Origin of the sequence: Bariatricus sp. SGI.019 (assembly GCF_050315235.1) — a bacterium.
Classification (GTDB): Bacteria; Bacillota; Clostridia; order Lachnospirales; family Lachnospiraceae; genus JAFBIX01.
Genome location: NZ_JBNPOQ010000007.1, coordinates 53,909 through 77,005, shown reverse-complemented (window position 1 = coordinate 77,005; position 23,097 = coordinate 53,909). Strand labels below are relative to the sequence as shown.

At 31.0% G+C, this 23,097-nt stretch carries 38 protein-coding genes; 15 read left to right on the top strand and 23 right to left on the bottom strand.

Annotated features, from left to right (window positions below):
• Positions 1–4: 4 nt before the first annotated feature.
• The 23 genes from ACQRD1_RS05895 to ACQRD1_RS05785 form a co-directional block, all read right to left on the bottom strand.
• Complete coding sequence (locus ACQRD1_RS05895; protein ID WP_427787079.1) at positions 5–172, bottom strand: hypothetical protein; 168 nt, start codon at positions 170–172, stop codon at positions 5–7.
• 156 nt (positions 173–328) lie between these two features.
• Positions 329–511: a type II toxin-antitoxin system HicA family toxin gene (locus ACQRD1_RS05890; protein ID WP_427787078.1), complete on the bottom strand. Its 183-nt coding sequence runs from the start codon at positions 509–511 to the stop codon at positions 329–331.
• An 11-nt stretch (positions 512–522) separates the two neighbouring features.
• Positions 523–720 (bottom strand): hypothetical protein, encoded by a 198-nt coding sequence (locus ACQRD1_RS05885; protein WP_427787077.1) that lies wholly within the window; start codon positions 718–720, stop codon positions 523–525.
• Positions 717–956, bottom strand: coding sequence for a hypothetical protein (locus tag ACQRD1_RS05880; protein ID WP_427787076.1), 240 nt, complete (start codon positions 954–956; stop codon positions 717–719). Before ACQRD1_RS05880 ends, ACQRD1_RS05885 begins: the two co-directional genes overlap by 4 nt.
• 10 nt (positions 957–966) lie before the next feature.
• Positions 967–1,275, bottom strand: coding sequence for a hypothetical protein (locus ACQRD1_RS05875; RefSeq protein WP_427787075.1), 309 nt, complete (start codon positions 1,273–1,275; stop codon positions 967–969).
• Positions 1,276–1,279: 4 nt separating this feature from the next.
• On the bottom strand, positions 1,280–1,471 hold the full coding sequence (locus tag ACQRD1_RS05870; RefSeq protein WP_427787074.1) for a hypothetical protein: 192 nt from the start codon (positions 1,469–1,471) through the stop codon (positions 1,280–1,282).
• Between the two features lie 32 nt (positions 1,472–1,503).
• Positions 1,504–1,857 carry a hypothetical protein gene (locus tag ACQRD1_RS05865; protein WP_427787073.1) on the bottom strand — a complete coding sequence of 118 codons (354 nt, stop codon included), beginning with the start codon at positions 1,855–1,857 and terminating at the stop codon, positions 1,504–1,506.
• Between the two features lie 240 nt (positions 1,858–2,097).
• Positions 2,098–2,763, bottom strand: a complete 666-nt coding sequence (locus ACQRD1_RS05860) for a hypothetical protein (RefSeq protein WP_427787072.1) — start codon at positions 2,761–2,763, stop codon at positions 2,098–2,100.
• Between the two features lie 86 nt (positions 2,764–2,849).
• Positions 2,850–3,023, bottom strand: a complete 174-nt coding sequence (locus tag ACQRD1_RS05855) for a hypothetical protein (RefSeq protein ID WP_427787071.1) — start codon at positions 3,021–3,023, stop codon at positions 2,850–2,852.
• Between the two features lie 106 nt (positions 3,024–3,129).
• The gene (locus tag ACQRD1_RS05850) at positions 3,130–3,300 is read right to left on the bottom strand and encodes a hypothetical protein (RefSeq protein WP_427787070.1); all 171 of its coding nucleotides are present in this window, start codon (positions 3,298–3,300) and stop codon (positions 3,130–3,132) included.
• 41 nt (positions 3,301–3,341) lie between these two features.
• Positions 3,342–3,584, bottom strand: a complete 243-nt coding sequence (locus tag ACQRD1_RS05845; protein WP_427787069.1) for a hypothetical protein — start codon at positions 3,582–3,584, stop codon at positions 3,342–3,344.
• Positions 3,585–3,625: 41 nt separating this feature from the next.
• Complete coding sequence (locus tag ACQRD1_RS05840) at positions 3,626–3,820, bottom strand: hypothetical protein (RefSeq protein WP_427787068.1); 195 nt, start codon at positions 3,818–3,820, stop codon at positions 3,626–3,628.
• A 17-nt stretch (positions 3,821–3,837) separates the two neighbouring features.
• Positions 3,838–4,062 carry a hypothetical protein gene (locus ACQRD1_RS05835; RefSeq protein ID WP_427787067.1) on the bottom strand — a complete coding sequence of 75 codons (225 nt, stop codon included), beginning with the start codon at positions 4,060–4,062 and terminating at the stop codon, positions 3,838–3,840.
• Between the two features lie 29 nt (positions 4,063–4,091).
• Complete coding sequence (locus ACQRD1_RS05830; RefSeq protein ID WP_427787066.1) at positions 4,092–4,256, bottom strand: hypothetical protein; 165 nt, start codon at positions 4,254–4,256, stop codon at positions 4,092–4,094.
• A gap of 51 nt (positions 4,257–4,307) precedes the next feature.
• Complete coding sequence (locus ACQRD1_RS05825) at positions 4,308–4,478, bottom strand: hypothetical protein (protein ID WP_427787065.1); 171 nt, start codon at positions 4,476–4,478, stop codon at positions 4,308–4,310.
• An 18-nt stretch (positions 4,479–4,496) separates the two neighbouring features.
• A complete protein-coding gene (locus ACQRD1_RS05820; protein ID WP_427787064.1) occupies positions 4,497–4,760 on the bottom strand; it encodes a hypothetical protein in 264 nt (87 codons plus the stop codon).
• A 40-nt stretch (positions 4,761–4,800) separates the two neighbouring features.
• Positions 4,801–5,337, bottom strand: coding sequence for a hypothetical protein (locus ACQRD1_RS05815; RefSeq protein ID WP_427787063.1), 537 nt, complete (start codon positions 5,335–5,337; stop codon positions 4,801–4,803).
• Positions 5,338–5,457: 120 nt separating this feature from the next.
• Positions 5,458–5,628 carry a hypothetical protein gene (locus ACQRD1_RS05810; protein WP_427787062.1) on the bottom strand — a complete coding sequence of 57 codons (171 nt, stop codon included), beginning with the start codon at positions 5,626–5,628 and terminating at the stop codon, positions 5,458–5,460.
• Between the two features lie 3 nt (positions 5,629–5,631).
• On the bottom strand, positions 5,632–5,778 hold the full coding sequence (locus tag ACQRD1_RS05805; RefSeq protein ID WP_427787061.1) for a hypothetical protein: 147 nt from the start codon (positions 5,776–5,778) through the stop codon (positions 5,632–5,634).
• Between the two features lie 34 nt (positions 5,779–5,812).
• Positions 5,813–6,055 (bottom strand): hypothetical protein, encoded by a 243-nt coding sequence (locus tag ACQRD1_RS05800; RefSeq protein ID WP_427787060.1) that lies wholly within the window; start codon positions 6,053–6,055, stop codon positions 5,813–5,815.
• 27 nt (positions 6,056–6,082) lie between these two features.
• Positions 6,083–6,262, bottom strand: coding sequence for a hypothetical protein (locus tag ACQRD1_RS05795; RefSeq protein WP_427787059.1), 180 nt, complete (start codon positions 6,260–6,262; stop codon positions 6,083–6,085).
• A 31-nt stretch (positions 6,263–6,293) separates the two neighbouring features.
• The gene (locus tag ACQRD1_RS05790) at positions 6,294–6,461 is read right to left on the bottom strand and encodes a hypothetical protein (RefSeq protein ID WP_427787058.1); all 168 of its coding nucleotides are present in this window, start codon (positions 6,459–6,461) and stop codon (positions 6,294–6,296) included.
• Positions 6,462–7,690: 1,229 nt separating this feature from the next.
• Positions 7,691–7,858: a hypothetical protein gene (locus tag ACQRD1_RS05785; RefSeq protein WP_427787057.1), complete on the bottom strand. Its 168-nt coding sequence runs from the start codon at positions 7,856–7,858 to the stop codon at positions 7,691–7,693.
• A 209-nt stretch (positions 7,859–8,067) separates the two neighbouring features.
• Between ACQRD1_RS05785 and ACQRD1_RS05780 the strand changes: the two genes are divergently transcribed.
• From ACQRD1_RS05780 to ACQRD1_RS05710, 15 genes are all read left to right on the top strand, one after another.
• Entirely contained in the window at positions 8,068–8,292 is a 225-nt protein-coding gene (locus ACQRD1_RS05780; RefSeq protein WP_427787056.1) for a helix-turn-helix domain-containing protein, read from the top strand.
• A gap of 1,904 nt (positions 8,293–10,196) precedes the next feature.
• On the top strand, positions 10,197–10,898 hold the full coding sequence (locus ACQRD1_RS05775) for an HNH endonuclease (protein WP_427787055.1): 702 nt from the start codon (positions 10,197–10,199) through the stop codon (positions 10,896–10,898).
• Positions 10,899–11,002: 104 nt separating this feature from the next.
• The gene (locus ACQRD1_RS05770) at positions 11,003–11,827 is read left to right on the top strand and encodes a hypothetical protein (RefSeq protein ID WP_427787054.1); all 825 of its coding nucleotides are present in this window, start codon (positions 11,003–11,005) and stop codon (positions 11,825–11,827) included.
• A 424-nt stretch (positions 11,828–12,251) separates the two neighbouring features.
• Entirely contained in the window at positions 12,252–12,473 is a 222-nt protein-coding gene (locus tag ACQRD1_RS05765) for a hypothetical protein (RefSeq protein WP_427787053.1), read from the top strand.
• On the top strand, positions 12,470–12,751 hold the full coding sequence (locus tag ACQRD1_RS05760; protein WP_427787052.1) for a hypothetical protein: 282 nt from the start codon (positions 12,470–12,472) through the stop codon (positions 12,749–12,751). Before ACQRD1_RS05765 ends, ACQRD1_RS05760 begins: the two co-directional genes overlap by 4 nt.
• A 143-nt stretch (positions 12,752–12,894) precedes the next feature.
• Positions 12,895–13,110, top strand: a complete 216-nt coding sequence (locus tag ACQRD1_RS05755; protein ID WP_427787051.1) for a hypothetical protein — start codon at positions 12,895–12,897, stop codon at positions 13,108–13,110.
• Positions 13,092–15,959 (top strand): hypothetical protein, encoded by a 2,868-nt coding sequence (locus ACQRD1_RS05750; RefSeq protein WP_427787050.1) that lies wholly within the window; start codon positions 13,092–13,094, stop codon positions 15,957–15,959. Before ACQRD1_RS05755 ends, ACQRD1_RS05750 begins: the two co-directional genes overlap by 19 nt.
• Before the next feature lie 229 nt (positions 15,960–16,188).
• Positions 16,189–16,422, top strand: a complete 234-nt coding sequence (locus tag ACQRD1_RS05745; RefSeq protein ID WP_427787049.1) for a hypothetical protein — start codon at positions 16,189–16,191, stop codon at positions 16,420–16,422.
• Positions 16,423–17,284: 862 nt separating this feature from the next.
• Positions 17,285–18,523 (top strand): PhoH family protein, encoded by a 1,239-nt coding sequence (locus ACQRD1_RS05740; RefSeq protein WP_427787048.1) that lies wholly within the window; start codon positions 17,285–17,287, stop codon positions 18,521–18,523.
• Between the two features lie 79 nt (positions 18,524–18,602).
• Complete coding sequence (locus ACQRD1_RS05735; RefSeq protein ID WP_427787184.1) at positions 18,603–19,154, top strand: ClpP family protease; 552 nt, start codon at positions 18,603–18,605, stop codon at positions 19,152–19,154.
• Positions 19,155–19,207: 53 nt separating this feature from the next.
• Positions 19,208–19,435, top strand: coding sequence for a hypothetical protein (locus ACQRD1_RS05730; RefSeq protein WP_427787047.1), 228 nt, complete (start codon positions 19,208–19,210; stop codon positions 19,433–19,435).
• Positions 19,436–19,776: 341 nt separating this feature from the next.
• Positions 19,777–20,652, top strand: a complete 876-nt coding sequence (locus ACQRD1_RS05725; protein WP_427787046.1) for a hypothetical protein — start codon at positions 19,777–19,779, stop codon at positions 20,650–20,652.
• Between the two features lie 296 nt (positions 20,653–20,948).
• Positions 20,949–21,233 carry an HU family DNA-binding protein gene (locus ACQRD1_RS05720; protein WP_427787045.1) on the top strand — a complete coding sequence of 95 codons (285 nt, stop codon included), beginning with the start codon at positions 20,949–20,951 and terminating at the stop codon, positions 21,231–21,233.
• Positions 21,234–21,253: 20 nt separating this feature from the next.
• Positions 21,254–21,952 (top strand): hypothetical protein, encoded by a 699-nt coding sequence (locus tag ACQRD1_RS05715; RefSeq protein ID WP_427787044.1) that lies wholly within the window; start codon positions 21,254–21,256, stop codon positions 21,950–21,952.
• A 172-nt stretch (positions 21,953–22,124) separates the two neighbouring features.
• Positions 22,125–22,883 (top strand): Rha family transcriptional regulator, encoded by a 759-nt coding sequence (locus tag ACQRD1_RS05710; protein ID WP_427787043.1) that lies wholly within the window; start codon positions 22,125–22,127, stop codon positions 22,881–22,883.
• The last annotated feature ends 214 nt before the right edge of the window (positions 22,884–23,097 follow it).

Below are 23,097 nucleotides of genomic sequence, written 5' to 3'. Positions count from 1 at the left end.
ATTTTTACCATTCCGTACATTCAATGCAGTTATTTGCAATATTTTCTTCCGTCTTCCATTCGTCAAGTCCATGACATCTACAACTGCATGTTTCTTTTTCATCACAATGAATACAACATTTTGCACATTTATCATCTTCTGGTATTGACATATCCATTAAACATCTTAACATTTTTATCACTCCATTTCTCATAAAATCATTATTCTAAGTTATTACTTGGATTTTTTATTTCCTCTTAATCAATCTTTAAATGATACGTAAGCTATCAATATTATAATTAATGGCAAAAACATACCGATACCTCCTTTCAGTTTCAGCATATTTTTCTTATACACGTAAACTATTCTCTTTTATTAATCTTCTCCGTACCATCTTGTTCAAATCTTTATTTACAGTAATTTTATTCTTTCCGTTGCTGTAAATAAAATGGCTACCATTGCTTCGTACTTCATGGTAGCCATTAGAAATCAATATTGGTATAAATTCTCTCATTTGTTTTGTCATTCTCATCTTCATCACTCCTATTCCCAAGGGATAATTTCGTTTCCATCAATATCATTTACTGCGTAATCATATTCAATATCGCCGGTTTCAATTTCTTCTTCCAATTCATCGAAGAATGGATTTTCTCCACGCATTAAATCATCTAGTTGCTCTTCTGTTACATCAAATATCTTTGATATTCTCATTGTTTTTTTCATTGTAATTTCTACTTTCATTGTTCTTCCTCCTCATCTTTAAAATATACTTCATGTTTAATTCCACGTTCCGTTAATTTTCCGCTTATATAATCTGCAACCGGCTCACAATTATCTGTTTCATTCCACTCATCATATGCTCGATCAACAACTACATATGCTTCTCCAAATTCTTTTTCGTTATTAATAACTACGTAAAAATCAATCCAAGGATTAAGTTCTGAATATACATTTATACATTTTCTTATTTCTATCATTAGTTGCCTCCTAACAGAAAGGAAGAGAATCATCATTATCTTCCTTTTCATTCTTATATTTTTCCAACTCTGATTCTAATTTAACTAATTTCTGTTCAAGCATCTCATTCTCTTGTTCTAGCTCTTCGTTTTCTTCCTCTAAATTTCTTTTATCATTTTCTAAAGATGTTATCTCTTCGTCAATTGCATTCATGTCATATAAAATATCTTTAAAATATGCAGCTAGTTCCGTTCCTAAATATTCTTCTATAACTTCTAAAGCATCATCTTTTGATAATATAGGAATTATTTTTCCGTTGTTTAAAAGTATGTTCTGCATTAGATCACTCTCCAATCTCTCTCGCAATTTGTTTCCGCGTCCCCCTGATAGAACAACCTTCTGTATCATGGTTCATAAGGATTTCCATAATCTGATTTTCTTCTTCATCTGTAAGCGAAAATCCTTCCCAAAATCCATAATCATCTTTTCCATGTTCAAACATAATTCCACTGATTCTGATTTTATCTTCGTCCATGCTTAGTTCCTCCAATGAATCCATTGTTTTATTTAACAGTACGGCTGCCACCCACGTTCCCGGCTACCTTGATTCCTCTCGATCACATAGCTTTCACCTTCACCGATGTAATAACTTTTCTTATAAATGTAATTATATTCTCTAATAAAAATCCAAGGATATTGGTGTGTATTCCGTGTTATCTGTTCCCATTCATCCTTATTATCTTCTCTAAATCCACGTTCTGCATTGTCTTGTTTACATTCTTCCCAGATTTCAAGAAGATTCTTTTTACAAGCACGTTTTGATTTCCGTTCACTTGCTACAAGCTGATTTCCTGGATAATAATATCCACCTTCTGCCGGTTCGTAGATTGGGTATTCTTCATAATGACTAATATATCTCATATTAATCCTCCTCTTTATTGGTGTAATAATAATTTATATTCAACTGCCCATGCGTTGTTTACGAAAATACTCCTGAACTGATACTTGTGTTTCCATTTTTCGCACCATTCAATCATTTCTTTTCGCTTCTGTTCAATATTATCTTTATTGAAATTCCACGTTTTGATTTTCCATCCATAACTGTCCATAATAATTACCTCACTTTCTAATTTACCGAAAGAACGATTCTTCTATCGGTATTTAAGCTGCCATTAAATCTTCCACATGAATAACTGTTTTATTTTCTTCAACGTTTTCCATAGGATTAAAAGGTAATATTCCGGCAATTCCAATACTTGTTTTGATGAATAATAAACCTTTTGCTCCCATGTAATAAACTTCTGCTTCTTTCCCATCATCAATAATACTGAATGCCTGGTCTAATAGTCCTACTTTAAAATATCCTTCTTTGTACTTAAAAGCATATTGAAAATCCTGACATTGACTGATTTCAGATTTTTTGTATTTATAACCTTTTGACTTTGCTTTTGCTAAAATTGTATTCAAGTCCATTTTATCTATACTTTTTGCAAGTGAAAAATCCACCATAGAATCCAGTTTGAAATATGTATTATTTGAGTTATCGTAACTTTCCATTTCCCCAATTGATTCCGTTGTGAGTACAAGAGTATATCCATCTATAAAAGAATTATATTTTTCTCCATGAACCGTAACATCTTTGCATGGTTTCTGCAAAGCTGGATTATTTTGCGTTGGATATTTAAAATATCTTTTCATAGCAGCATAACGTTTCTTTGCCGTTCCATTTCCTTTTAAACTATCATTGTAAATTTCATCTTGTAAAAGGGTTTTCAGTTCCTCGATTTCTCCATTGTTGATCATTTCCAAAATTACAGTATTCTTCATTTTTTTGTTTCCTCCATTCTTCCATTAAAAAAGCAGATAACATTCTATTTGCTATCTGCTTTATATATTCTCTGTTTAATTATTCATTATCTATTTGAATCTTTCCAGAACTCCTTGTATTCTTTTTCCTTTTGTTCTGCTTCTTCCAACGTATCACATTCAACAACTTTCCATTTACCGTCTTTTAATTCCACCATATCAACAAAACCTTTGTCGTATACAACAGGAATATATTTTCCGTCTAATGTTTTCCTTGCCATTCCTTCACCTCCTGACCGTGTTATTTGACCGTTTAAGCCTTTAAAAATACGCACATAACATTTCTATCATGTACGACATTTTAAGGGTTTAAAAGGTGATTTACATCTATTCGGCATAGTCTCTTAAATAGTCCAGTGCATTTTCTATGCTATCCATTTCTTCTTCTAATTCCTCTATTTGTTCTTGATATTTATTGATTATATTTTGTTCTTTTTCTGTTAAATCTCTGTCATATTCTATAGATTTTTCCTCGATTGCTTCTTGTTTTTCCTGCAATGTTTCAATTTTTCTTTTAAAGCAGTAGTTTCACCTGCGTTCTATTCTACTTCTACAATAAGTATTCCTTTTTCAGAATCACATTTTTCGCCATCATATTCCCCAATATCCGCAAGATATATTCCGACTACTTCCATTTCCAAAAGAAACTCCGGTCTTTCTTCAAGATTATAATTAGAAAATTGATATAATATTTCAAATTCTTCTATATCTTCATTAAACTTTCTAAAAAGTACATTCCCATATAAAATACCGCTTAAATCCTTAACATATATTGTTTTCATTTTTTAATCCTCCTATAAAATACGTTTGTTTCTATTTGCTTTTACCACATTCCAATTCTTTCATATTCTACTTTCATAGCATCATAATCAATAACTTTCCTGTCAGACAATTCTTTGAAAACTTTCTCTTCTAATTGTCTTGTTGATTTTGTTTCAGAGTCAGAATTGATAATCAGTATTCCGATCAATCGTTCTGTGCTCATTTCTTTTAATTCTTTTTTTGTATAACTTGCCATTTCAAAAACCTCCATTTTTATTTGCACAATCTAGTCAATTCATTATCTAGTATTTCAGTAAATCCGTTTACTTTCGCTGATACAGAATGATAACCACCATGAGCAAATTTTCCTCCGTCGCTGCATACTAATACTTGACTAACTTTTGCCGGAATCCATTCGTATTTTTCCGTTGTTGTGTTATAAGTTTTTACTTCCACTTTATCGCCAACATTAAGTTGATCCATTTCTTTCCTTGTCATATTTGTTCTGTCCTTTCGTTAAATATAATTTATTTACATTCACACTGATAATGATATATCGGTTCATGTGTTTTCCTATCCCTGTGATGAATATATTTTTCTACTTTTCCGGCACTTTTAATTTTACCAGATTGTAAAAGTTTATCTCGCAGGGTTTCCACTTCTTCTTTTGTTTTCTCTTGAATCCATGCCATGATTAACGCCTCCAAATGAAATACACGATTTATCTATAACAATTTCTACCATTATACCATAACCGGACAGATTCTATCAATCATTCGGTAAATTGTTTCGTTTAGTTCTCCATGATTGCATATCTCATGTATTGTGTTTCCTGGAAATGTGCGGAATTCATAGCCGCTTTCCGTTTCTACTAATTGTAATGTTTCATTCCCTATGTGAATTAGTTCTCTCATTCTGATATTTCCTTTCTTCTAATATCCGATCATTAACCAATAGGCAAAGAATCCAAAACAAATTAAAATAGCCAGTACGGAAAATACAATTGCGCTTATTGTTTCCTGTCTGCTTTTCCGCTTCTGTCTAGCTTCACGACGTTGTCTAGTTCTTTCTGCACGTCTTCCGACATTATATGCGTTTTCCACTAATAGAGATAGTTCTTTATCAGTGTATGCTGTTAGTTCTTCTACTATATCAGGTTCTACGATTACAAGTGCGTTATTTCCGTATATATTCATTGTTATTTCCTCCCTTTAGATTTACAATTTTATGGTTGTTTTAGTTAAATGCTTCTTCTCCACAATTCAATTTAATATCTGTTAAAACATAATCCCAGCTTGTACCCCAATGAGTAACACCCCAAACGTACATATCTAATGTTTCATTGTAGAAAACAATTTCATTTGTGTAGTCTTTTAGGATTTCCGCTCCGCTGTCTGAAATAATGAAATACTGGAAAACTTCCTCATAGTGTGCATCTTCCAATGCTTCAATATCTTCTCTTATTTCCTCAATCTGTGCTTCTTCTGTTTCAAGTTCCTCTAATTCCTCAATTTTTGCTTCAAGTTCTTCAATGCGTTCTTCTTTTTCGTCGTATGTATAATGATTTCCGTTGTTGTCCTCATAATACTCTTCTGATCCGTTTTCAATATCCCAATAACCAATATCAGAAGTATTTTTAATAATATCATTGTTCAATACTGCATCAAAAGCCTTTGATAATGTTGCATAATCTAAAAATCCGTTTTCCTTTGCGTAGTCGCTTGCCTCGTTACCGTAAAAATAAGTTCCCCTTAATTTGTTATTTCTTCTCATAATATCAACCATCCTTTCAAATTTGTATGTATGTTTCCGTTTTAGTGCCTCATGAACACTATAAAAGCCACTATAGATACTTCTCTATAATGGCTTCTAACTATCCATGAAAGATTCCTTTTATTGCTTTTCTTCCATAACCTTATATTCAATAAGATTTCCGTGAACGTCGCATATTCTCCGTGATTCACATTTTACTTTGCACTTCTCAGCATTTTCTTTATTGATAAATGGCTGTGAATATGGTTTCCATTGTCTGTGTGTTTTGCTCCTGCAATATACTTTGAACATTTTCTACACCTCCTCATATCTGATTAATTCCGTTGTCATTCCTTGTACATGATGTAGTACACTTTCAATCATTTCTTTACTATCCGCTTCAATGAAAGTATAACTTTCGTTTCCGTTTCCTGTTCTGTAATATACTTTGTATATCTTCATTCTACATCCTCCCTTAGAATATCCCTTTTATTTGCTATAATGTCTCAATAAAAGAAATATACTGCTTCATTTCTTTTCTAATTTGCAAAAGATTTTCTTCTGCTTTCATTGCTTTTTCTTCATAATCGGAAGCGATTCTTTTGTGGGATTCTTTAATTGCCGGATCAGTTTCCGTTTCTGCTTTATTCAGAAAATCAATAGCAGAATTTTTAAAATATTTCATATCAAAAACCACACGCTTTTCTTCTTCTAATAACTCTAAAAATGATTTTTTCATTTACAAAACCTCCTTGAAATGTCACTTTTATAGTGCTTTTATTCTCTTTCCATATTCTCCATTTGCATATATAGGACAATATGAAATGCTTTTAAACTCTTTTCTTGCTATCATGTTTTTAATGTTCATATCTCTTTCACTTGCTGATGATACGTTGAAAGAATCCTCAAAGCCATCATTCCAAGTAAAATATATTGCGTACTTCATTCTTGCCACCTTCCTATATGAAATAATTGTTCTATGCTTCTTCTTTCAAAAACTGTTTTACCATGTCAATAACCACACTGTTTTTGTATTGCATTGGGTTTTCATAGAATGCTTTCCATCCAGTTTTAATTGTTTCAATCTGTTTTTGTGTTAGCCACATATCCAGAACATTTTCTAATAATGCTTGTTTTGTCATCATGTTGTTTGTCCTCCTGTTTTTATTCTCTTTTTATTCTCATCTATACAAGCCATGTATGAAAATATTAGAAACAAGTCTTTTCTACTACTCACAACCACCTGGGGAGTGTTTTAAACCCTATTTCACGCTTTTGCCCGAAAATGATATTACTTTGCTTATTCTCTATGGCTTGCATAATCAAAACAAAAAAGACTGTTTATTTTGATTAAATAAAACAGTCTGAAAAATTACTATGTAAATCGCTTGAACATCACATTCTTTTTTTAGTTGTTTTGACTCAACTTTTTATTTCCGTGTTTCATTCGCTAGGTGTTTTGCATGTGACACGGTAAACGATAATCGTTACACCTTCAGGATTCACTTCTTTTTATAGTCTTAGATTGCTTTCAATTATCGTTGCCTGATCCGAGAATCGTGTTGACTATTTATATATGTAATACCGTTCTATTATTATCTGATTTTATATACCGACTTCTTGCTGCCGGTTGCTATTTTTACCGATTGCCATTCCTCACATACTCCAATTTATACACTAGTATGCAGTTTCCTCACGCCGTAAAACGGAAGTGATATACCAAGCGTTAGTCATTTAATTTTCAAAGTTATAGGAAACTATCTCACCCTATTAGCGGTTTAGCCAACCGGACGGCTCGTGCCTATATTTGTCTGATATAGGACTTTTCTACCATTTTTATTATCTCCTGTCGTATTTCTACGAGTGACGCCGTGTCGTGTAGCTCTCCAATCTTTTATTGTATTTCTACAATGCTACAGGGATTTACGGACTCCCTAACGGTTTTTATTTTTATCCTGGTTAGTGTTTACCGTACTTTCCGCAGATTTCCGCACCGCCTGACTATTCCAGCCTTTAAAGTCTACGTTCTTTCTCATTACGTGTATAATCTGTTTTTATAGGGAGGTATACAAGCTCCCGATGCTATCACAATTGTTATAGTGCATTGATAGTCTTGAGCACTTGATCTGATTTACTATTTCTATCTGAAATCAGGAAAGCCATTTACTGTACGTTGTAAACGCTGAGAGGTATTCTAATGAGATAGACTGATTGACGTTGCTATCTTTTTACCCTTGCCACTCTCCCAGAGGCAAGCCCCACTTGATCATCACATTCTTTTTTGTAGCTGTTTTGACTCGGCTGAGATATTACTATCCCTGACCGGCTATATTGCCGGTTTCGTCTTAATTTTCAAAGACTCATCAGAGGGATTTTATAATTGATTGAAATCTCTATAACCAGTAACGCTATATAAAATATCTTTCATTGACTGCTCGTTATAACCGTTTATATCTGTCACTACTTGTAAAGTCTGTTCAGATACGCCAAGATCTAAAAGTGTGTCCCACATTTCATTAATTGTTAAATTTGTATTTGTCATAAAACCAACCGTCCTTTCGTTTGTTTTTTGTATTGCTTTATTTGATGGTTATACTATATCACAACTTGTTTTGTTTTGTCAATACTATTTTGCAAAAAAGTTTTGTTTTTTTATGATATAATTTTATTATGAAAATATTAGTTTTGTTATTGCAATACTGTTTTTAATGTGATATAATGAAAGACTTTAAAGAAAAGAGGAATGATTGAATGAAATATACAGGTGACGTAAACGAAGTAATGAAAATGATTAAACATAAAATGATCGATAATGATGTAACACAAAAAGATATATGCAATGCTACAGGGTGGAGCAAGGGCACTGTTAGCAATTTACTTGGAGGAAAGACAGAGAATCCAAGCTTGAAAATTATATTGCAATTATGTGATGCGATTGGCTGCGATTTTATGATTGATATTACGGAAAGAAAATAAGATGTTTTGATTGCATTATATAGAAAGAATACGTTTTAACGTGTGTATCTGGTATCATTGTATTATATTCGATAATTAGTATACATCCACCACTTTTGGTATGTTTTTGGGTGTAAATTTGGGATGAGTAACCACTTTAGTGGTTAAAATAGGGTTATTTTTGGGATAGAGTACCACTTTTGAAATTTTAAAGTGTATTCGAGAAACGAATATCACCGAACCCATATATCGAGGCTCGATATATCGTAGTGCGATATATGATGGAAAACTGGATCATCAAAAAAATGTCAAGTATTTTTACTTTACAGATATACTATAATTTAAGTTGCAAAAATGCAGAATATCCAACTTTACACCTGAGATCCCCATACAATATACGGGGATATTTTACATTTTAAAACACTTGATCAGCTGCAAAACCAGGGGTATGTGTTCCACCCAAACGTAAACTACCAAATCTAAATCATCGATTCTATTTCATAAATTGTGTGTAATTTTAACACATTTTATTAAAATCACCTAAAAATACTTCGAAACCGACTTCGACAAAACCCACCAACCACAAGCAAAACTAAATTTTCAGACAATTAAAAATCACTCATTTTCACATCTATAACACACAACAACCCCACGAAATTCAAGGCTTCTACCGAACTCCACTTAAATCACCATATTATAAGGTAAAACTTCATTTCACATTCAAATTTCCTCATCAAAATCCAACTTCAAAACATCTAAAAAGTCCAGTAATATCAAGCATTTTTGCACTATCTCATTATTCAAAATTATTATCATTTTTTGAGTTTACCGAAACCACTTATCGAAGTCATAAAAAATGCAAAACAAAAAATCACAATGAGAGAAATATTAAAATGATTTTATAACAGGTGATTTACTCATCTGTTATTTTTATATTAAAACAAGTATCATTGATCATCCAAAACCAAACATACTCAACTGATATATTATCTTCTATCCCATTCATTACCCTCAATCATTGGGGTAAAATGAAAGAAATCGACTCTATTTTCAATCAAAACCATTCAGGTAATTAACTTTCCATTAAAGACCAAAATTGAAAAAATGGTATCAAAAACGTGATTTTACTCCCATGATTTTTAAACCATAAAGATACAATATCTTTACATCAGATTTATCATTTACCTATCATCTTATTTAATCATAACAACATATCCAAAATATAATTTAGCAGGATACAACACATTCTTTACTGGTAATCATTGGACTAAATCACACAAAATCGACTTAAATTTAAACGAAACTAACTTCAATGGAGAACTTTCCATCTAAAAGTAAAATTCAAAATTTACTCTCACAATCGCATTTTAACCCTAATACATAGACGATTAATTTTTGAAGTTTAATTTTCACATCAATTTTATTTCAAATGGAGAAATATATCTTATACCAATCTCTTCAATTCAAGAACCAATCATAATTAAAACACAATGTTCAATACATTAAGCAAAAACTGCTATTAATGTCAATCACATTAAATATAGTAACTGCAACAGGGGATATTTTTACATCTAAAACAAAACGATCTTACTTATTACTCTACTGGCAAAAATATAACATGAAAAATTTTAATTAAAGAGAATACAAAAAGAGAAATATGAAATGAAAGGAAAAATAAAATAACCAATAACAATAAAAACAAAAATAACTGAATAATTTATGAAGCGTTAGCGAATAAATTACGAAGTAGTCTCCTTGGAGACGAATTTATATATTTAATACTTATTATTAGTTAATACTTTATTGAGTGCAGCGAAAGTGCAAAAATTGACATATTATCTCTAAGACACTTCAGATAATATGTAAAAAAATGCAACAAATTTTCACCTCGAATGGTTTAACTTATAAAAAATAGGAGGAAAACAATGGAAGAAAAAGAAATATGGAAACCATTATTTGAAGAAAATATCAAAAAAGATTTAGGAAGATTAGACGGTGTATTTCTAGTGAGTAACTTAGGAAGGATAAAAGATGGGTTAAATGATAAAATTCTCAATCCTAGTATTTGGGAAGACTATCAAGTTGTTACATTATACCATAATTTCAAAGATATAACGGGAATTTCTGAAATATGTACAAAAACATTGTCTGTACACAGGATAGTTGCAGGTGTGTTTGTTCCAAACCCTGATAATTTACAATATGTTAATCACAAAGATGAAAATAAATTAAATAATAGGGCTGACAATCTTGAATGGTGTGATCCTAAATATAATAGACAATACGGAACTGGTTCAAAAAGAATGGTAGAAACCAAAAAGAAAAATGGAAGTATACAAAAGATTCATCAACTTACATTAGATGGAGAATATATAGCAGAGTATGAAACGACAAAAATTGCATCATTGGAAACAGGAGTTAGTGTATCTGCTATATATCAATGTTGTAGAAGATTTTGTAAACAAATGAAGGGATATGTCTTTTTATTTGATAAAGATTATAAATTTCTAAAGAATGATGATAGGTCAGTTGACGTTGAACTTCTTCGTAACAATAGTGCTTTTAGAATTAAATTATCAGAGAAACGAGGTGGATTATCATACAAAGAAATCAAATCTCCATCTTAATTCCAAAATCAATAAGCGAGAGTCATGAATACTCTGACTATGCTCTCACAGTTTATTGCTTATTACAAGAACTATCAGTGCCGTCTCTACTACCAATACAATGCGTGACATGTAATCAACTTGTCTACTATCTTACTGGTGAAACATCTCAACAGAGAAATAAGATAACAGATTACATTAAGTGTGGAATAAATGAATTAGAAGAAAAAGGAATTGTAATTAAACAAAAAGAATTTTCTAAGCACTACATATTAGATTGTAATAATTTATGGATTGATACTGACAGTGGAAACTTTACAAAGATTTACTTTAATGAAGTGCAACAGATATTCAAAATTAAAAACATTAATAACTTTACACTATTAAGATACTTCATATTTATTATTGGTACTATCAACTGGAATATTACTGTTTATCTTCCTAATGGAGAATATAAGAATGGGGTAGTTGGTAATTTTACAATTGACTATCTTGCTGAGAAAGTTGGTATATCTAAAAGGTCTGCAATTGAATATAACAAGATATTAGAAAAAGAGAAATTATTATATATACATCGTCAAAACGATTTTGTAATTGATGATAAGAATAATATTAGATCTCTTTCAAATATTTATGGACGAGCTTCAGATATTGAGTACATAAATACTTTTGCAAAGAATCAGCAAAAACATTACGAGTCGTATCGTTATTTAGAGAATAACAATAAGAAAGCAAATACTAAACGCCGACTTGCTCAAATGTACCAACAATTACTCAAGGGAGGTGGGAAAGACTATACAGAAAAAGACATTGCAGATATTTATAACTATGTTATTGAAGAAAATCAAAAGTATGAACGAATGTATGAGAAAAATAAATGTGAAGATTATTTAGATAAAATACGTGATACTGATATTTTTGATAAATATGAATTTATAAAAGAGAAATGAATATATAGGAAGAATGGTCAAATGTGCTTTTACTGATAAAATTGCGAAATTATTATTATCTAACAGATAACAAAAAGAGAATAAGTATATGTAACCACCACACAACTACACTTACACCATCAATTAATTATCTAACCAATTCACTCACAAAGGAGCGAAAATTATGAAAAACAAATTTATTAAAGATGAAAAGGAGAAACTAAATATTGAGAAAAGAAAACAACATAGACGAGACAAGTAACACATTAACCATTCCTACTCGTGAGGAATTTCACAGATATGCATCTAATGTATTGAATGAAAATGATTTTTGTACAGATTATCCTGGAAGTTCAGGTTATCAAGTAAATAGAGTTGCGCAATCCCTCAGATGGTCTGTTACAAATAGAAACTATGATCAATATTTCATAAGGAGAATTAGCTAATGTGTGAAATTTGTGGATTTGAAAAATGTCCAAGCAGTTGTCCAAATTACATACCACCAAAAACTACCTATTACTGCTCTATTTGCAATGAAGGAATATACGATGGAGAAGAATATATAGAAAATGATATTGGAGAGTATGCGCATTGGGAATGTGTTAATTATGGCAGAGATTTAGTAAGATTCTTAGGATATGATATTAAAACGATGGAGGAAAGATGAAAGGAATAATAATGTACATAAAATCACTATTCGGCAAATACGAACCTGGATATGAATATTGGGTTTATACGAAAGATATTAAAGTGCCAAAGTATTTTAAGTGCACAAAAATTAAAGAAAAGAAATGGAACCATAAAATGGGATATTGGTTAAGAACTGGCGAATTTGAGTCAGATATTCTAATTGATAAAGATTTTAATTTGATTGACGGTTTCTCAAGTATGAAGATTGCGCACATTAAAAATATTGAGAAGGTGCCGGTTTATTTTGTGAATTAGATAAATTAGAAATTTTATTTGGATTGATAGGCATTTGGTTTTGTTGGCACAAAGTCAGATGTTTTGGAGAAGTAATAAGTAGAATATACATATAAGTTCAAAATTTCACACTATTAAAAAATGAATATAGAAAGGATGAGTTTATGAAGAATAACTTTGACAATATTGATGAAATGATTGAACTCATACAGGATGAACTACCTGAATGTGAGTATGATGAAAATTTCAATTGTAACGAATGTTCTGAGTTAGAAGAATGTTATTACAAAGCATCTACCAAATCTGCGCACGAGTTTGCAGAAAGTATAAATAATGGTGGATATAACTCAGAAGAAGAATTTTGGGAGAACTTGGATTAGGGGGTATTGCATTTTTGGATAATAAAGGAATTTACATACCGTCTATTGATGCAAAGGATATTTATTTATCAACACACTATATTGAGAAAAATCCAGAAGGATATAATTTAAAACTCAAAGACGGACAGTATAATTTACGAAAATTTATTAATAGTTTCGATTATAGTTTGGATTTAATCGAATTATTAGATGTCTATTATAAAAAATATAGACGTAATGATTTTTATTTCAAAGTAAAAAAACACAAGTACACTACTAATGTAATTAATCTTACTTTTAAATATTCCGTAAAAGAATGGAACCAGATGAATAAGAATACTTTTGTAAAGTTTGGATATGATTACAGAAATCTCGTTTTTGAAGATTGTATTGCAAAAAATGAAAACGGAGAAATTGTAGGAATACAGATTAGTGACAAGGTACTCTCTCCTATCTCTGAATTGCCAAACTGTTTTTGTGTTGAAGATGTGGAAATTAAAGATAAAAAAGATAAAGCCAAGATAAAAGAGATTCAAAAACAGTATAAAAAAATAAAAGAACCAAAAACATTGAAAACAAATGCAGAATTGCGCAAGGAATTATATAAACATGGATTTATTTGCAATGGTGTAAAGTATTGCAGAATGAAAAGATCTTCCGGTTCTTCTCGTGTTGGAAAATGCTTATTTATAAATGAACCGTTATTTAAACCGATTTTGAAATTTAGTTCAGGTGGAATTGAGTTAAAAGATGGACAAGAAGTTGATTTGGCAGCATATGAAAGCTATATTTCTCTTCCATCAAGTAGTATTATTGATACTCTTCCAATTTCAGCAGAAAATATTTTGCTTATTGATGATTACGAAAGTGTATTTAGAGAAGATGTAATTGAAACACATAATGAGAATGGATGGCTCACTACTTCTGAAAAGAATTGTGAAATTTCAAATAGTATTTGGGATGGACAATCTCTTATTGATGTATCGCTTATGGGTGATTATTCTTGTTATGGTATGGTGCTTCTTAGAAATCTTATGTTTAAATCGTGCTGTTTTAATTGTAATATTCAGCAATGGTTCAAAGATAATAATATTACTGATATATCACAATTAAATGGTAAAACAAGAGCAAAACGAATTGAAGATGTTAAATTGATTACCACTCCTAATAGTATTAAATATTTGAAATTTGATACATTGGATAATTGGCTAGATAATTTATATCCGAGATTCGGAGTAGTTAAACATGATAAAAAGACACATTTCTTTGGTGGTAGATTGGTTCAAACGCATTACCAATTAATCAATACTCTTCAACTTTCAAAAGATGAAGTGCAAGAATTTTTACAAGAGTCTTTAGATTTTGCACAGTTATTAAGAGATAATCCTGCTGTTGTAAGATATTACATAAAATATCCTGATATTGATGAATTTGAACCAATGCAAAAACCAATGCTTGATAAAAATGATGTGGTATACAATTTAATGTGCATCAATGATAATTTCACCAAAACAAAATATTACCAAGAGTTTTTACATGATTTACTTGCATCTTATTATAAAAATTTAAAAAATGGACATGTGTATGTAAATGGTAACTACTCTACTCTTTTAGGAAATCCAATAGAAATGTTGCAACAATCTATTGGAGTATTTAATGGAGAAAGTCAGATTGGTGTTGGAAATATACATAATATTCGTTTTGAATATGATAAGACGTTACTTGGATCAAGAAGTCCACATGTAACTATGGGAAATATATGGTTAGCAAATAACAAAGAAAATAAATTAATTGATTGTTATTTTAATCTTACAGAAGAAATTGTTTGTATTAACTCTATAGGAGAAAATGTATTACAGAGACTTTCGGGTGCAGACTTCGACAGTGACACAGTATTATTAACAGACAATGAAATTTTAATAAGAGCTGCAAAGCGAAATTACAATGTATTTAAAACACCAACATCATTTGTTACGGCACAAAAAGTAAAAAGATATTATACACCAGAAGAACAGGCTGACCTTGATATTAAAACTTCAGTAAATAAGATTGGAGAAATAATCAATCTTTCGCAAGAACTTAACTCGTTGCTATGGGATAAAATGTATCACGGAAGCTCATATAATGATATAAAGGAATTATATTATGATATTTGTCAGTTGGATATTATGTCTGGAATTGAAATTGATAAAGCAAAAAAAGAGTTTGATGTTAATAACAGTAAAGAACTCGATAAAATGAGAGAAAAATATAAAGAGGAATTAAGTGACGAATATAATAAAAAGAAAATTCCACACTTCTTCTCTCATATTGCAAGACAAAAGGGATATTACAATCCAGAAAAAAAGAATTATTGTAAGTATCACACTTCTATGGATTATTTACAGACTATTGTTAATGGATTTAAGATTAAGAATCCTTATAAAAAAGATTGGTTGCCGTTTGTATCAATATTGGATAATTCATTATTTAGGACTTCAGGTGTAAATCAAAATCAAATTGATAAAATTTGTGCAACACTAAGAAAATATATATCTGATAGAAAAAATATTTTTGGTTCTGATTTAGATAAAGATGATAAATTTTCAAAATCTAAACTTTTATATGATAATTTAGTTTCTGATATTGAAAGTGAGATTATAGGATTTTCTACTTTATTCAGATTACTTAGTTCATTAGAAGACAAAGAAAATTCTCAGATTAAAAATACATTGCTTCAAGTTTTATATCTTTGCGGAAATGATAGTTTTAATAAAGCTATTATAGATTCTTCAACAAAAATTAAACAGTTAGAAGTTGATGGAAATGATATAAAATTGTTTAATATTGGGTATAAAATAACAAAAAAAAGCGTTAATTCGGAAATTTAGACCTTAGTTGATTACTCATATGAAAGCCAATTTAATTCTACATAGGAGGGGGTAGTTTTCAAACTATTATTCAACGACTGCTACCCTACTCTGTATGTAAATTTTCTATGGTTACTATTATATCAGAGGAGGTATTAACATACAAGAGGAAAAAAAATATTATAATCAAAAAAATGTTATTTCTGAAATACATAATGTGACTGGTTGTTCAATAGATGATATTTCAAAAGTGTTAAATTCATTAGGTAATGTGGTAAAGGATAAATTTAGTGATAGTGATGATTATGTTGAAATCAAGTTATTTCCTGGACTAAAAGTAACTTCAAGATATATACCACCTGAACAATCTAAGTCAAATTTAGATATTTCTAATTTGGATTTTGTATTAAGTTTGAATGCAACATTTAGTGATAGATTCAGAAAAGAAATTAGAGAAAAACATAAAAACGTAGATAAAATTTAACTTTTAAAGGAGATTCACTACCATTAAGTGTGAAACGATAATGCCAAATTAAGAACAATAATCCCGTCCCGACCGATATGGACGTAAATAAAGGTCGGCTTGAGGAAATATTTCCAGTTGTGACTACTGTGAATAAAAGTACATCGCCTATTGGATTTCGTGGCGGTTCTGAAAAATATCATAATTCTTTTTTTCATAATCATTACTCTCCTCGAGATGGCGGTGTTGTATAACAGCATCGCTGTCTTATTTTTATTTTGCTGGTGGCAGGTTGGTATCTGACTGTGTTTTACGAGCATGGGTAATTTGGTTCGATTCCAAGAATTCAGTAATTTCATCCTAAGAGTAGAACTTGACCGTCAATCGAGTGGACGCTTAAAAACCTGTTGATTACTGATGGGTGACACCAAAGGTATGAAAATAGCCCAAGGTTTCCTATATCATTTTGACTATTCACATAACCTCTCATGGAAGTAGTCCTTGTGGATGGGTGTTTTGGAGGGCGCAGGGAGAGAAAGGCACGTAAGTAAAATGAATTCTTGTATGATTGAGTGGAAACATGATATCTGACTTGGAGACAAATGAAAGCGTGTCTGATCAACCTGTATTATGACTCTTCCATTTTGGAAGAAATATATTAAGAAAGTGAGTGAAAACTTATAGTTAAATTAAACAATATTAATGAGGTCAAATATCTCATTGGTAAAGGAATTAAATATGGCTATGAAGGTATAAGTCATACCACAAGTAGACATAGTGGAATTACATATTATTTGACGGAAAGTCGGTATAATATGAAAGTTCTAAATGAATATCGCAGAAATATTATTGCGAAATAACGAGGGAAGGACGGTATCAGATATTGGAATGTAAATTATTCCTAGATACCAATGCGTTATTAAATCTACAAGAAAACGCATTCAAAGAATCTTTTGTTATAGCACAAAAGACATTAGAAGAAATAGAAAACATTAAAATATCTAGTTATAAAGATGGTGAAATAAAATATAAAACTCGGCAAATTTCAAGATTGTTAGATATTCATGATGGAGAATACGAAGTTATTCCATATCAAAAAGAAATCAAAGATATTATTTTAAATATGTATTTAGATGAAACACCAGATAATATCATATTGGCATCTGCTTATTATTATAATAAAGGTAACTCACCTATTATTGTATGTACGGATGATTTGAATTGCAAATTTATTTCACGCAAAATTTTTGGCTTAACCACAAAAGGTACAAACGAAATAAATCTTGTAAAAAATATAGATGAATATATTGGATATAAAGATGTGACTCTTTCTGATGAAGAAATGAGTCATTTTTATTGCAATTTAAATGAGAACGCATTTGATTGTTTGTTAAATGAATATTTAATTGTCAGAAAGTCAGATGGCGAAGTTGTTGATTATAGAAAATGGAATGGAGAAGAATACTCTCCTATTTCATATAAACAAATCAATAGTAAATTTATGGGAAAGATAAAGCCAAGGAATCCACAACAGGTTTTGGCTTTTGATATGTTACAAGATAAAAATGAAACGATAAAAATTATCTCAGGCAAATTTGGATCTGGTAAAGATTTTTTAATGATAGCAAATGCACTTAAACTTATTGAAGATGGAAAGTTTGACAAGCTTATTTATGTTAGAAATGCAATTGGTGTAAAAGATGCAAGCGAAGTAGGATTTTTGCCGGGATCAAAATTAGAGAAGTTATTACCATATGCTATGCCATTAGCAGATCATCTTGGAGGAGAAACAGGATTAGAAATGCAAATGGTCGCTGGGAATATTGAAATTGAGCATCTTGGATATATTCGTGGAAGAGATATTAAAAATACAATTATTTATGTAAGTGAAGCTGAGAATCTTACCAAAGAACATGTACAATTGCTTATTGGGCGTGTCGGAGTTGGGTCTTCTTTATGGATGAACGGAGATTTTAAACAGACCGATAGTCCAGTATTTCGTATGAATAATGGTTTACTTTCTGCTGTTCAAAAACTTGCAGGACATGAAAAATTTGGTTATGTTCAGTTACAGAAAACGGAAAGAAGTGAAACAGCTGCGATGGCAGATTTATTAGATTGAGAAAGAGGTGTCTATTATACAAGAACTACAAATTGCTTTACCAACAAATTTAGAAGATATTAAGTTACCAGCACCAGAAATGGTGAATTATTGGAGACTTGCAGAAAATAGAATCTTCTATATTGATTATGAAATAGACGAAAGTGTCTTAGAAATTCAGAGGTCTATTATGGCAATTAATATTGCGGATAAAGATATTTCTATTGAAGATAGAATTCCAATTAAGATTTATTTGGATACGCCAGGTGGACTGTTATCAGAGACAATGTCATTGGCTACAACAATGATAATGAGTAAAACACCTGTGATTACAGTAAATATTGCAGAAGCATATTCTGGTGGTTGCATATTACTATTGGCTGGACATAAAAGATACACATTCCCATATGCAAAAGCCATGCTTCATACTGGTTCAGGCGGCACAGTAGGAACTTATGAACAAACGGAACAGGCTCAGAAGAATTATAAGAAACAGATTGAAGAAATGGGTTCTTATATTCTTGAGCGAAGCGGAATGGAAGAAAAATTGTATAAAAGAAATAAATCAAAAGACTGGTATATGGACGCAAATGAACAAAAGGCAAATGGAATTGTTCATGAAGTTGTGACCAGTTTAGATGAGATTATTTAAGGAAGAGTTTATACTCTTCTATTTTTATGAATGAAAGAAAGAAGGGTTTTATTTTGGCTAAAAGTAAGCTTAGTTTTAAAAGAAACATTACAGACAAATTATCAGTAAAGGGAGTTTTATCAGAAGACGGAATTTTTATCACATATATAGATGAAAATGATATTGAACAGGAAGTCAAAATTTCTGACTTGCTTAACGCATTTAAAAATCAGGAAATTGAATTTGGCGTAGCGTTGAAATCCGATGAAGATTTGGATGTGATTACATCTGATGATGAATAAGAAGGGAGTGCTCTAATATAGATCAGAACGAATTTCTTAGAGAACAGTTAGACCTTCTTCAAAGAAAGAAAATTGATGAAAATATTGAGTGGCAAGATGTAGCAGATTTTAGGTCTGAATATATTGGGGATTTAGAGCATCGAGATACTGTTCGTAAAGGTAGCAAATTACTTTATGAATATATTGATGCTGGATGGGTAAATGAACCAAGTAGTACTTCTGCTATTTCTGTTGACTTTGGAAGTCCAAATGAAAAAGTTGCTGCACATAAAGAACGAATAAAAGCCCAAACTGAACGACTAGAAACCAATAGATGGCTCCGTGAATTATCAAGAGATGAGATGATTACTCAGTATATTGTTGAAGCAATACACAAACTTCATCCGATGAATATACCAGAGTATATTGAACCAGTTCATAATAACAAATCTTATTTATTGGCGTTTGGCGACTGTCACTATGGAATTGAGTACAAAATACTCGATTTATTTGGTAATGTTATCAATGAATACAGCCCTGAAATTTTTGAAAAAAGAATGTGGGATTTGTTCAATCAAACTGTAGAACTCATTAGGGACAATAACATTAATGAATTAAATGTTTGGGAGCTTGGTGATGGACTACAGGGAATTATCAGACTCAATTCTCAGCTTATGAAATTAAGATATGGAGTTATTGATTCAAGCGTTTTATATGCAAATTTCTTGGCAGAATGGTTAAATGAATTAAGCAATTATGTAAGAATAAGATTTCAGATGGTAACTGATTCAAACCATAATCAGCTTAGAATCTGTAACGCTCCTAAAAATGCATTTCCAGAAGAAAATTTAAGTAAGACTATGATGGTTCTTATTAAAGAGCGGTTAAAAAATAATCCAAATATAGTATTTGTTGAAAATTGTACTGGTATGAATTATTCATTATTATCAACATATCAAGTATTGGGATGCCACGGAGAAATTAAAAATTTTGATAATGCTGTAAAAGACTTTTCAATAGCATTAGATACTCCTCTTGATTATGTTATTGGAGCGCATGTTCACCATTCGTCTCATAAAGATGTGGGGGTAAACCGTGAATACATAAGTATAAGGAGTATGATTGGTGTTGATCCGTATGGAATGTCATTAAACAAAGTATCAAATGCTGGTGCTTCTCTTTTTGTATTTGAGCAAGGAAAAGGGAAAACTATTGAATATTCTTTAAAAGTTGATTAAATAAATTACTAATTTTATTTGACGCACGTCAAATAATATGGTTGCTTTTTGTATTTTGTAATCATTTTCGTTTGCATTTAGATAAAACGAAAATTTGAAAAATAGGCATATTTAAATTTTGTGAAATGCTTATAAACCAATGGATTTTGTGAATTTAGATATTACATTTTTGGCTGACGAAGCCACTAAACACATGTGTTGGAGAGTATTGCATGGCTTACTCTCCTATTTTAATATAATTCGGCAAATATCATAAGTGCCGAAAATAATTGAGAATGAAAGGAATTAATTGAAATATGACAAAGAATGAGTTGATTAAGAGTATTGGAACAAAGGTAGAGAATGTAAATCGTAAGGACATTGCTTCTGTGTTGGACGCACTTTCAGAAGTAGTTGTTGATGTAGTAAAAGCAGACGATGATGTCTCTATTCCTGGTATTGGTAAAGTGTCTGTAAAGACTGTTCCTGAACGTAGAGGAAAGATTATGCTAGGAGATAGAAAAGGTGAGGAATATGTAGTTCCACAGCATCGTGAACCAAAAATTAAGTTAGCAAAGAATTTTAAGGAAGTTTTGCTGTAATTTGATTGGTGGTGTTTATATTGAACAAACAAGAGAAAAATATTGTAGATATTCTAACTTTTGATGAGATTGAAGATATTGTAGATATCTTTATTGATAAGGTTTATCACACAGATAAGACTGTCGCATTAATTACGGATAAGGAACTTGTTGAATATGCAATGGATGAATTGCTCAATGATGACTGCATTACTATCAAGAGAGTTGATTTAGAGTTAGACAGCGAAGATGCAGAATACATGATTTCAGTTGATGATGACGGATATATGGTTGTTCAACCAGTAGAATATTATGATGATAAGTATTTCAATGATATTGAGTATGCTTTCGTAGATATGGATGGATGTGTAGAACAGATGACTATTGATAATCTGTTGAATAGAGATGTAGAAATCGAATTATTTGGATATGAAGATGAATGTGGTTGTGACGATTGTGATGACTGTGAAGAAGGATTTACTGTTAATGGCAGACCTGTAAGTAAGGAAGAATTTGATAATTATGTATCACAGTTTAGACATGATGAAAAACCTGCTACTACTTCTACTGCTAAATCTACTTATAAGATTAATGGCAAGGAATGTAGTAAAGAAGAGTTTGACAAAAAATATGAAGAATTCGAGGAAATGTATCTCGACAATATTAGAGATATGCTTTTATCGTATAGTGAGTTCATGGATGAAGTTAATGAATGGCGAAGTAGAATGCTTCTTTGGTAATTAAATAATATTGTTTGGAAAGGGCTTATGGTTGGCGTAGTCGGCTGTAGGCTCTTTTTATTTGGAGAATAAATATGTGTAACAAATAATTGGTCTGTCAGTTAGACAGGTAAAGAGAATTACAGTCAAATGACTATCTCTACCTTCAATTATAAGAATTGGAGGAATTAAAATGAACGAAATTATTTTATCAGAAAAGAATGGTCAAGTATTAGCAAGCAGTCGTGAAGTTGCTGAGAGGTTTGGGAAGGCACACGATAAAGTAAAACGAAGTATTAAATCATTTGAAAAAGATGTCGCCATTTTTGGCGAGATGTTTATTTTGTCATATTATGATGACTCTTATGGAAGAAAGCAAGAAGAGTATTTGATGACACGAGATGGATTTTCACTATTATGTATGGGATTTACAGGCAAGAAAGCACTTGAATGGAAATTAAAATACATAGATGCTTTTAACCAAATGGAAGACAGATTGAAGAATGAAAATCAACTTACAGAAGAAGAAAAATTAAAATTACAGTTATTCAGTAAAGACGCAAGTGAGGTTGCTTATGCACATAATAGATTGATTGAACTTGCTACTGCTCCATTAATTGCTGAAAATGAAGAATTAAAACCAAAAGCAGAATACCATGATGAAGTTTTAAAGAAAGATGGACTTATCACCACTACTGTTGTTGCTAAGGATTTAGGATTTTCGAGTGCGAACAAACTTAACAAAGTTATGAACGCAAATCATATTATTTTCAAAAATCAGTCAGGTACTTGGTGTCCTTATGCAGAGTACGAATGGTTAATTGAAGATAATTATGCAGATTATGAAAGTTATACAAATGAGCATTCTAAGCCTTGTCTTAAATGGACTGAAAAAGGCAGAAAATGGATTGTTGAAAATTATAACCAGTGGGTTATGAATTTAGCAAGTTAGTTCTATTTGTGGTTTACCAGTTTGGTAAGTAAAGAGAATTATAAGCATTTGCTTATCTCTACCATAATGATGTTAATGAAAGTTAGAAAGAGAATATATAAGTATAGCCCAATTCGGTTTAGTGGAAACTAAGTCCGTGTGTTTCGATGCGAGATTGGGATTTTGGAGAGATAGTTAGGAAGTCATGAGCCTGACGAAAGTGTAACCTCATTCG